This window comes from Amycolatopsis sp. NPDC114484 (assembly GCF_055633755.1).
In genome coordinates, this window is record NZ_JBVKDQ010000005.1 from 95,084 (window position 1) to 105,289 (window position 10,206).

Sequence of the window (10,206 nt, forward strand, 5' to 3'; positions counted from 1 at the left end):
GTACGGTTCGGCGCGTGACGATCCACCTGGAACTCGACGCCGGCGTCGCACTCGTGACCCTCGAACACGGGCGCGGCAACACCCTCGACACCGCCACCTGCAAAGAGCTGGTGATCAGACTCGAAGAGGCCGACGCGGCCGGGGCGCGCGCGGTCGTGCTCACCGGCTCCGGCGACATGTTCTCCGCCGGCGTTGACCTGCTGGCCATCGACGAGGGCGGCTCGCGCTACGTCGGCGATTTCCTGCCCGCGCTGTCGGACGCGTTCCTGGCCGTCTTCGGCTTCCCGCGCCCGGTGGTGGCGGCGGTGAACGGCCACGCCATCGCGGGCGGCATGGTACTGGCGGCGGCGTGCGACCACCGGATCGCCGCCGACGGGCCCGGCCGCATCGGCGTGACGGAGCTGCTGGTGGGCGTGCCGTTCCCGTTGTCGGCGCTGGAAATCCTGCGCTGCACCTACGGGACGACGCCGCTGCCGTCGCTCATCTACAGCGGCGCGACGCTCACCATGGCCGACGCGGTCCATCGCGGTCTGGTCGACGAGGTCGTGTCCGCGGAGGACGTGCTCACCCGGGCGCGCGAACTGGCCAGCCGGCTCGGCGAACTGCCCGCGGAGGCTTTCGCGCACACGAAGGCGCAGCTGCGGCAGCCGTACCACCAGCGGATCGCGGAGAACCGCGTCTCCGACGACGCCCAGGTGGAACGGCTGTGGCGATCCGAACCGGCGCTGGCGGCGGTGAAGGCGTACGTGGAGAAGGTGCTGAAGCACTGACCCTCTCGCCCGGGGTGCTGCCTGGGGTGTTGCTTGGGGGTGTTGCTTGGGCAAGCTCGGCTCGGGCGCGGCGCGTCACTTGGGCACGCTCAGCTCAGGGCCCAGCGCGTCACCTGGGCAAGCTCAGCTCGGGCCTGGGGCGTCACTTGAGCAAGCTCAGCTCGGGCCCGGCGCGTCATCTGGGCAAGCTCGGGGCTCGGTGCCCGGGGCGTTACCCGGGCAAGCTCGGGCTCGGGGCGATCGCGAGACGAGAGACTTTCTTGCCTCAGCTCTGCCCTCGCACCCATTGCCTCGGCCGCATGTTTCTGTGAAAGTCGAGGTGAGGGTCCGGGAACCGGGGGTGCCTCAGTTGGGAGCGCACCCCCGGGCCGGGGGTCTGCTCAGCTTCGTTCCGCCGGTCCAGGCAGGCGTCAGTTTTCTTCCAGTTTGACCAGCTCGAGGTCGGTTTTCGGGAAGTCGTCGCCGAGTCAGAGCAGCGGCTCTCCGGCAAGCTTGGCGGTGGCGTAGCTGTGGCAGTCGCCGAGATTCAGCTTCGCCGGATGGCAGCCCCGGCTGCGCGGGAGAACCGCGACGATCGCGGAGCTGTCGATGATCACGCGCCCTCCGGCCCGAATCCGAGAATGTCTTCTTCCTCCTTGGAGAGCGGTTTTCCCAGCTCCTCGGGCGGGATGAGCGGCCAGATCTCCTCTTCCAGCACCCGGAGCATCTGCCGCAGCCGCTGCTCGGCGTCCTCGTGCTTGCGCAGCTGGGTCCGGCGCAGCTGAAGAGCCTCGCGGACCGCGCCGGTTTTGGTGGTCAGTTCGGCGGCCATGCGCTCCGTTTCCGGATCCTTGATGTTCATCGCCACGGTGCAACGGTGCCTGCGATGGTGTGGCTACTTGATTCCGGCCGCGTCCATCCCCCGCAGTTCCTTCTTCAGGTCGGAGACCTCGTCGCGCAGCCGGGCGGCCAGTTCGAACTGCAGGTCGCGGGCGGCCTGCATCATCTGGTCGGTCATCTGCTGGATCAGGTCGGCCAGTTCGGCGCGCGGCATCGACGACACGTTCTTGTCGGTCAGCATGCCCGAGCTGCGGACGCGGTCGCCCTGCTCCGGTTTCTTGCCGCGCGAGGAGTTGCGGCCCGAGCCGCCGACCGCGACCGCCTCGTCCGAGTCTTCCGCTTCGTTGTAGACGCGGTCGAGGATGTCGGCGATCTTCTTGCGCAGCGGCTGCGGGTCGAGGCCGCGCTCCTCGTTGTAGGCCACCTGCTTGGCGCGGCGGCGGTCGGTCTCGTCGATCGCGTACCGCATCGAGTCGGTGATCTTGTCCGCGTACATGTGGACCTCGCCGGACACGTTTCGCGCCGCGCGGCCGATGGTCTGGATCAGCGACGTGCCGCTGCGCAGGAAGCCTTCCTTGTCCGCGTCGAGGATCGCGACCAGCGACACCTCGGGCAGGTCGAGGCCCTCGCGCAGCAGGTTGATGCCGACCAGGACGTCGTAGTCGCCCGCGCGGAGCTGGCGCAGCAGCTCGACCCGGCGCAGGGTGTCGACCTCCGAGTGCAGGTACCGGACCCGGATGCCCAGCTCCAGCAGGTAGTCCGTGAGGTCCTCGGCCATCTTCTTGGTGAGCGTGGTGACCAGGACGCGCTCGTCCTTGTCCGCGCGTTCCCGGATCTCGTGCACCAGGTCGTCGATCTGCCCCTCGGTCGGCTTCACGACCACCTTCGGGTCGACCAGGCCGGTCGGCCGGATGACCTGCTCGACGAACTCGCCGCCGGTCTGCCCCATCTCGTACGGGCCGGGCGTCGCCGACAGGTAGACCGTCTGCCCGATCCGGTCGGAGAACTCCTCCCAGGTCAGCGGCCGGTTGTCGACCGCGCTCGGCAGCCGGAACCCGTAGTCGACGAGGTTGCGCTTGCGGCTCATGTCGCCCTCGTACATGCCGCCGATCTGCGGCACCGTCTGGTGCGATTCGTCGATGACCAGCAGGAAGTCTTCCGGGAAGTAGTCGATGAGCGTGGCCGGAGCGGTGCCCGCGCCGCGGCCGTCGATGTGCCGCGAGTAGTTCTCGATGCCGGAGCAGAAGCCGACCTGGCGCATCATCTCGATGTCGTAGGCGGTGCGCATCCGCAGCCGCTGGGCCTCCAGGAGCTTGCCCTGCTTCTCCAGCTCGGCCAGCCGCTCCTCCAGCTCGGCCTCGATGCCGCGGATCGCCTTCTCCATCCGCTCCGGCCCGGCGACGTAGTGCGTGGCCGGGAAGATCCGGACCTCCTCGACCTCGCGCACGATGTCGCCGGTGAGCGGGTGCAGGTAGTACAGCTTGTCGATCTCGTCGCCGAAGAACTCGACGCGGATCGCCAGCTCCTCGTAGGCCGGGATGATCTCCACCGTGTCGCCGCGGACGCGGAAGGTGCCGCGCGCGAAGGCGATGTCGTTGCGCGAGTACTGCACGTCCACCAGCGCGCGCAGCAGCACGTCGCGCTCCACCGTGGCGCCGACCTCCAGCTTCGTGGACCGGTCGAGGTAGGACTGCGGCGTGCCGAGGCCGTAGATGCAGGACACCGACGCGACCACGATGACGTCGCGCCGCGAGAGCAGGTTCATCGTGGCGGAGTGGCGCAGCCGCTCGACGTCGTCGTTGATCGACGAGTCCTTCTCGATGTAGGTGTCCGTCTGCGCGATGTACGCCTCGGGCTGGTAGTAGTCGTAGTAGCTGACGAAGTATTCGACCGCGTTGTTCGGGAACAGCTCGCGCAGCTCGTTGGCCAGTTGCGCGGCCAGCGTCTTGTTCGGGGCCATCACCAGGGTGGGCCGCTGGACGCGCTCGATCAGCCACGCGGTGGTGGCCGATTTGCCGGTGCCGGTGGCGCCGAGCAGCACGACGTCCTTCTCGCCCGCGCGGATCCGGCGTTCGAGATCGTCGATGGCCGCGGGCTGGTCGCCGGCGGGCTGGTACTCGCTGACGACCTCGAACCGGCCGCCGGCGCGAGGCACCTCGGAGACCGGGCGGAAGTCGGACTGGGCGAGGACGGGGTGTTCGGTTGCGAAAGCCACGAGAACCAGGGTAGGCCGGGGCACCGACAATTTCCGCGACGGCCGGTGTGAGCTGGGGATCCGCCGCTCTTCCGGGGCGTATTCGACGCCGGAGCGCCGGAGCGTGGGCTCGGCGGCAGGAGCCGTGCGCTCCCCCAGCAGCCGTGAGGGGAACCCTGGGGGACTCTGATTCCCTCGGGGTTCCCCTCACGGACTTCTGGCGCTGGTGCGCGGGCGGGCGGGCTTCGTCAGCAGCTGCAGCAGTCGCATCCGTCGCAGCAGCTGCAGCAATCGCAGTCACAGCCGTTGCAGCAGTCACAGCTGTCGCAGGCGCCGCTGTGCGGTTCACCGCTCCACGGGCCCGGGTACGGGTCGCGGCAGCAGAACTGGCACGAGCAGCACATGTACGTCGCGATCGCGCAGCCCGCGAAGAAGTTCCGGCGTTTCGGCGGGACCGCGAATTTCGGGACCCAGCAGCCGCCGCCCTTGCCGTCCAGGGAGTCCCCGTCCTCCGGCGGTTCGGGACCGTCCGGACCGCCCGGGCCAGGCGGGCCCGCAGGACCGCCCGGACCGCCGGGGCCGGGCATTCCCGCAGGTCCGTAGCCGGGCACCGGAGCGCCGTAACCCGGCGGCTGCCCGTACATCCCCGGCTGTTGCCCGTACCCCGGCTGCCCAGCCCCAGGCGCACCGATCCCCGGCCCGTACGGCGACTGCTGCGGCGCCGGCCCCGGCCCGATCCACCCCGGCGGCGGCTGCTGCCCGTGCGTCCCGGGCGCGTGACCACGCAGCTGGTGATGCCCGAACGCCCGCCGCACCGCCTGCCGCAGCTCGTGCACCAGCAGCGCGTGCACCAGCGCCGAATCGGCGAACTCCGCCTCGCGCAGCGCCAGCTCGACCCCGAGCACCGCGTCCGAGCACAACCGGTGGGCCTCGTCCAGCGCGGTTCCCGTGGCCAGCAACGGGTTCCAGGCGCCGGAAGCGGCGTCCGGGGCCAGGTCCTCGACCGCGTCGAGCAGGTGCGCCACCCGGCCGAACAGCCGTCCGGCCTCGGCGAGCGGTGCGCGGTTGCCGGGGCGTCCGGCCAGTACCGCGGTCTGCGCGAACGCCGCGGACGACGCCAGCTCGGCCGGTTCGGTCGCCAGCAGCGGCGAGTCCCCAAGACGAACGGCCCGCTCCAGCTCGCCCTGCCTGCCGACCGCTTCGGTCAGCACCGCGGTGTCGAAACCGACGCCCGCGCCCGTCCGACCGCCCTGTGCGGCCCAGCGGCGTGCGACCAGCCGGGCTGCCCCGGCGACCGGACGCTTGGCGAACGCGCCGTCCCGGTCCGCGACGTGGTCGTCGACCTTCGCCGAAGCCAGCACCAGCGACACCGCCGCGGCGAGCCGGGCGCCGTCGCCGACCGCGACGGACGCGGAGCGCATCGACCGCAATGGGCACGGTCCCGCGGCGCGCCGGGGTCCGCTCGGTGTCTGTGCTTCGACCAGCGCCGACACGATCAGCGCGTCGTAGTTCGTCACGACCCGGGCGAACTGGCCGTGCTGGTCGCGCAGCGCGAGGCAGAGACCGCACAGGTGCGCCATCCAGTCCGCGTGCAGCCGTCCGGCCAGCCGGTGCCGGCAGGGCCTGATGATCCCGAACAAGTGCTTGTCCCCCCAGAGAACCGAATGACCCGGGAACTTTAGCCCCTCGCCCGGGCCCCTGACCGGAGTTCCGGCGATTCTCGCGAAGGGCGCGGGCAAGGCAGGATGGGAGGATGACCGATCTGCACCCGCCGAAGGTCGAGACGTTCGACCCGGCCGCCCGCGTGAACATCGACAACAAGGGCATCCGCCGCGACGTGGAGGAGTTCCGCGAGGAGCCGTTCGGCCTGTACCTGGCCCGGCCGGCGCCGGGGCGGGCGCAGTTCCACTACCTCGAGTCCTGGCTGCTGCCGGACCTCGGGCTGCGGATCACCGACTTCTGGTTCAGTCCCGGCCACGAGCGCGACCAGGACTTCTACCTCGACGTGGTGCGCGTGCGCCGCGACGGCCCGCACTGGGTCGCCACCGACCTCTACCTCGACCTCGTGCTCAAGGACAAGATCTCGGTCCGGGTGATCGACACCGACGAACTGCTCGCCGCCGTCGCCGGAAACCTGCTCTCCCCGGAGGAAGGCGAGTACGCGCTCGAAGTCGCCTACGCCGCCGTCGAGGGGCTGGCCGCGCACGGCTACGACCTCGCCGCCTGGCTGTCCACAAAGGACATGACGCTCGGCTGGCGCAGGCATCCCTAACGGGGAACGGGGGAATTCCCCACCCCGCCCGGCGGTCAGCCGGATTACCCGGAACGGCTCTTCCCGCCACGATCAGCGGCATGGAACGAACCGCAAACCAGGTGACGCTCGACCTCGTGGGCTCGCTGTATCGCGAGCACACCGAAGCGTTGCGTGCCGCGAAGGACGCCCAGCGAGCGCACCGCCGCGCGCATCCGGCGATGAAGACGCAATTGGACGACGTCGAGGCGGAGATCACCTACCTGCTCCTGCGCCACCTGCGCCCGGAGAAAGTGGTGAGATCGGTTCGCTGCACGGCTGGTCGACAAGCTGGCTCCTTCGCGCGCTCGCGGACAACGGCACCGGCAGGCTGACCACGATCGACCTCATCGGGAACGCCACCAAGACCGTCCCGCACGCGCTGGCCAAGGGGCGCTGGGAGTTCCGCCAGGGCGACGCCCGCACCCTCACCGCCGACTGGCTGTCCGATGTGGACTATCTGTTCATCGACGCCGACCACGGCGCGCGCTTCGCGAGGTGGTACCTCTCCGACGTCTTCCCGAAGATCGACGCCGCGGTGAGCGTGCACGACGTGTTCCACCGCGGCACGCCGCTGCCGTTCACCGAAGGCGCCGAAGTGGTGCGCTGGCTGGGAAAAACGCAGACTCCGTACTTCACCGCGGCACGCGCCCGGGCGAAACACGCGTACGCTCGCCTCAACGAACTCAGGCGCGAACTCGGCGTCGACAGCGTCGTCCACACCGGCCGCGACAACCCGATGATCTACTTCCGCATCCACCGATCGGTGGATGCGCGGGTGACAGGCGGTGGACCGGAAGTCGCGCCGTTCCGCTGATCCGGTCGGCCGCTCCAGCCGGGATTCTCGAAGGCAGCAACCGCTGCGATTCGAGAGGGGACGGCAGACAATGCCGGTCATCGAGGTGCGGAACCTCCGCAAACGCTACCGCGGGAAAACGGCGGTGGAAGACGTTTCGTTCACCGTGGAGCGAGGCGAGATCTTCGGGATACTGGGCCCGAACGGCGCGGGCAAGACGACGACGGTGGAATGCGTCGAGGGCCTGCGCTCCCCCGACGGCGGCACCGTTTCGGTGCTCGGGCTCGACCCCCGGCGCGACGTCCGCGAACTGCGCCAGCGCCTCGGCGTCCAGCTGCAGGAAAGCCGGCTGCCCGACCGGTTGCGCGTCGCCGAGGTGCTCGACCTGTTCGCCGCGATGTACCGCACCCCGGCCGATCCGGAGCGGCTGATGGACCTGCTCGGGCTCACCGAGCAGCGGAACACCTTCTACCGCAAGCTTTCCGGCGGCCAGCAGCAGCGCGTGTCGATCGCGCTCGCGCTCGTCGGCAGTCCCGAGGTGGTGGTGCTCGACGAACTGACCACCGGTCTCGATCCGCAGGCCCGCCGCGACACCTGGGATCTCGTGGAGGCGGTCCGCGCCGAAGGTGTGACGGTCGTGCTGGTCACGCACTTCATGGAAGAGGCGGAACGGCTGTGCGACCGGATCGCGGTGATCGACGCCGGGCGCGTCGTCGCGACCGACACCCCGGCGGGGCTGGTCGGACGGGTCGGCGGGGAGCAGCGCATCCGGTTCCGCCCGTCCGCGCCGGTCGACCCGCGGGAACTGGCCGGGTTGCCGGACGTGCTGAAGGTCGAGCGCAGCGGCGCGCACCTGGTGGTGACCGGGGGCTCCGGCGCGCTGCAAGCGGTGACGTCGTTCCTCGCCCGCGCCGACGTGGTGGCGGGCGATCTGCGGGTGGAACAGGCCAGCCTCGACGACGCCTTCGTCGCGCTGACCGGCCGGAAACTGGACTGAGGGGGAACCGGAAGTGCTGTCGAAACTGACCGTCGCCGAGGCGAAGATCTTCCTCCGCGACCCCGGCGCGCCCGCTGTGGTGCTCGGGATCCCGCTGGCGCTGGTGCTGGTGTTCGGGCTGATGCCGGGGTCGCGCGAACCGAGCGCCCAGTACGGCGGCCAGTCGTCGCTGGCCACGGTGATCGCGCCGATGGCGGTGGCGATCCTGCTCGGAATCCTCGCGGTGTACATGCTGCCGGGCGCGATGGCCGCGCACCGGGAGAAGGGGGTGCTGAAGCGGCTGGCGGCGAGCCCGATGTCGCCGTCGCGGCTGCTCGCCGCGCAACTGCTGGTGAACCTCGCCATCGCCGCGGTCGCGATCGTGCTCGTCGTGGGGGTGGGCACGATCGCGCTCGGCATGGCCCTGCCGAAGAATCCGGTCGGCTTCCTCGCGGTCACGCTGCTCGGCGCGGTGTCGCTGTTCTCGGTGGGCACGCTGCTCGCCGCGTTCGCCCCGAGCACCCGCGCGGCGAACGGGATCGGCGCGGCGGTGTTCTTCCCGATGCTCGCGCTCGGCGGCGTCTGGGTGCCCAAGGAGCAACTGCCGCCGGTACTGCAGCACATCGCTGACGTCCTGCCGCTCGGCGCGACGCTCGGCAGCCTGCGCGAGACCGCCGCCGGGCACGCACCGCAATGGCTGCCGATGGTGGCGCTCGCGGTGGTCGCCGTCGTGTGTTCGACGCTCGCCGCCCGATTCTTCCGCTGGGAGTGAGCGCGATGACTGCGACGCAAGAAGAAACCACGACCCGCTCGGTCGCGCCGTTCGCCCGGATGCCCGTGTTCGGCATCGCCGCGCTGCTCGCGGTGCCGTTGGTGCTCACCGCGAACAACTACGGCTACTTCGGCGACGAGCTGTACTTCCTCGCCGCCGGGCGGCATCTGGCCTGGGGTTATGTGGACCAGCCGCCGCTGCTGCCGTTGCTCGCCCGGGCGATGGACACGATCGCGCCCGATTCGCTGTTCGTCCTGCGGCTCCCGGCGATGCTGGCGATGCTCGCCGGAGTCGTGTTCGCCGCGCTCATCGCCCGCGAACTCGGCGGCCGGACCCGCGCGCAGGCGATCACCGCCGCGACGTTCGCCGCCTGCACGCAGTTCGCCGCCAGCGGCCATTACCTGGCGACGTCGACGCTGGACCCGTTCCTCTGGACCGTCCTGCTCTGGCTGGTCGTCCGCTGGATCCGCACCCGGCGCGACGGCCTGCTGCTGTGGGCCGGAGTGGTCACCGCGCTCGCGCTGTACGTGAAGTTCCTGATCGGCGGGTTTTGGATCGTCGCCGGGATCGCGCTGCTGATCTGCGGTCCGCGCGAACTGCTGCGCCGCTCGATGCTGTGGGCGGGCGCCGCGATCGCCGTGCTGGCGCTGGTCCCGACGCTGGTGTGGCAGGCCCAGCACGGCTGGCCGCAGCTCGGCATGGGAGCGGCGATCTCGAACGAGGTCGGCCAGACCTGGGGCGGACGGCTGCTGTGGCTGCCCGAGGTCCTGCTGATCGCCGGTGTCCCGGTCGGGGCCGTGCTGCTCGGCTACGGCCTGTGGCGGCTGCTGAAGTCGCCGCGGCTGCGTCCCTACCGCTTCCTCGCCTGGACCACGCTCGCGCTCGCGGTGGTGTTCATCGCGGTCAACGGCCGCAATTACTACATCGCGGGCATGTTCGCGCCGTGCTGGGCGGCCGCGGCGGTGGAACTGGAGAGCGGGCAGGCGTCGCGGTGGTGGCGCTGGATCCCGACCTGGCCGGTCTACGTGCTTTCCGCACTGCTGATGCTGCCCGGCGCGCTGCCGGTGTGGCCGCACTCCTGGGTCGAGAAGAACCCGTCGCTGCCGACGCCGGCCTTTTCGTTCGGTGAAGTCGGCTGGCCGGAAGGGGCGCAATCGGTCGCGAGGGCATTCCATCGTGTGCCCGCCCCGGCACACACCGCGATCGTCGGCGAGACGTACTGGACGGCGAGCGCGCTCTACCGCTACGGCCCGGACCTGGGCCTGCCCGAGCCGACCAGCCCGAACCGCGGATACGCGACGCTGGCCGTTCCGCCCGATTCGGCGCGCGACGTCCTGTTCGTCGGAGCCGATCCCCGGCCGCTGCTCGGGCACTTCGCCCACCTCGAGCCGGCCGGCACGGTCAACACCGGGGACGCGAAGCCGAGTGTGCTCGACGGCACCCCGATGTGGCTGGCCACCGCGAGGCTGCGGCCGTGGCCGGAAATCTGGCCCGAGCTGGCGAACACCGGCGGCTGACCGGCGGCACCCGCAGTAGGACGGCGCCCGGCCTCGCCCGTAGGGTGCGGGCGAGGCCAGCCCCCGATCTGC

At 70.7% G+C, this 10,206-nt stretch carries 11 protein-coding genes; 7 read left to right on the top strand and 4 right to left on the bottom strand.

Annotated features, from left to right (window positions below; translation table 11 throughout):
* The first annotated feature begins 14 nt into the window (after positions 1–14).
* Positions 15–770 (top strand): enoyl-CoA hydratase/isomerase family protein, encoded by a 756-nt coding sequence (locus ACZ7SW_RS15415; RefSeq protein WP_470231039.1) that lies wholly within the window; start codon positions 15–17, stop codon positions 768–770.
* Positions 771–1,237: 467 nt separating this feature from the next.
* On the opposite strand, the gene ACZ7SW_RS15420 is transcribed toward ACZ7SW_RS15415, so the two are convergent.
* From ACZ7SW_RS15420 to ACZ7SW_RS15435, 4 genes are all read right to left on the bottom strand, one after another.
* Positions 1,238–1,366, bottom strand: coding sequence for a type II toxin-antitoxin system VapC family toxin (locus ACZ7SW_RS15420; protein ID WP_470231040.1), 129 nt, complete (start codon positions 1,364–1,366; stop codon positions 1,238–1,240).
* On the bottom strand, positions 1,363–1,611 hold the full coding sequence (locus tag ACZ7SW_RS15425; protein ID WP_470231302.1) for a type II toxin-antitoxin system VapB family antitoxin: 249 nt from the start codon (positions 1,609–1,611) through the stop codon (positions 1,363–1,365). The genes ACZ7SW_RS15420 and ACZ7SW_RS15425 overlap by 4 nt, the downstream gene beginning before the upstream one ends.
* Before the next feature lie 33 nt (positions 1,612–1,644).
* Positions 1,645–3,804 (bottom strand): excinuclease ABC subunit UvrB, encoded by a 2,160-nt coding sequence (gene uvrB / locus ACZ7SW_RS15430; protein WP_470231041.1) that lies wholly within the window; start codon positions 3,802–3,804, stop codon positions 1,645–1,647.
* A 227-nt stretch (positions 3,805–4,031) separates the two neighbouring features.
* Entirely contained in the window at positions 4,032–5,423 is a 1,392-nt protein-coding gene (locus ACZ7SW_RS15435) for a DUF5685 family protein (RefSeq protein ID WP_470231042.1), read from the bottom strand.
* Between the two features lie 113 nt (positions 5,424–5,536).
* On the opposite strand from ACZ7SW_RS15435, the gene ACZ7SW_RS15440 reads away from it, so the two are divergent.
* The 6 genes from ACZ7SW_RS15440 to ACZ7SW_RS15465 all read left to right on the top strand — a co-directional run bounded on the left by ACZ7SW_RS15440 (position 5,537) and on the right by ACZ7SW_RS15465 (position 10,134).
* On the top strand, positions 5,537–6,055 hold the full coding sequence (locus tag ACZ7SW_RS15440) for a ribonuclease FAU-1 family protein (RefSeq protein ID WP_470231043.1): 519 nt from the start codon (positions 5,537–5,539) through the stop codon (positions 6,053–6,055).
* A gap of 80 nt (positions 6,056–6,135) precedes the next feature.
* Positions 6,136–6,408 (top strand): hypothetical protein, encoded by a 273-nt coding sequence (locus ACZ7SW_RS15445; RefSeq protein ID WP_470231044.1) that lies wholly within the window; start codon positions 6,136–6,138, stop codon positions 6,406–6,408.
* Positions 6,345–6,890 (top strand): class I SAM-dependent methyltransferase, encoded by a 546-nt coding sequence (locus ACZ7SW_RS15450; protein WP_470231303.1) that lies wholly within the window; start codon positions 6,345–6,347, stop codon positions 6,888–6,890. Before ACZ7SW_RS15445 ends, ACZ7SW_RS15450 begins: the two co-directional genes overlap by 64 nt.
* 70 nt (positions 6,891–6,960) lie before the next feature.
* A complete protein-coding gene (locus tag ACZ7SW_RS15455) occupies positions 6,961–7,866 on the top strand; it encodes an ABC transporter ATP-binding protein (RefSeq protein WP_470231045.1) in 906 nt (301 codons plus the stop codon).
* Positions 7,867–7,879: 13 nt separating this feature from the next.
* Positions 7,880–8,617: an ABC transporter permease gene (locus ACZ7SW_RS15460; RefSeq protein ID WP_470231046.1), complete on the top strand. Its 738-nt coding sequence runs from the start codon at positions 7,880–7,882 to the stop codon at positions 8,615–8,617.
* A 5-nt stretch (positions 8,618–8,622) separates the two neighbouring features.
* Positions 8,623–10,134, top strand: coding sequence for a glycosyltransferase family 39 protein (locus tag ACZ7SW_RS15465; protein ID WP_470231047.1), 1,512 nt, complete (start codon positions 8,623–8,625; stop codon positions 10,132–10,134).
* Positions 10,135–10,206: the final 72 nt, after the last annotated feature.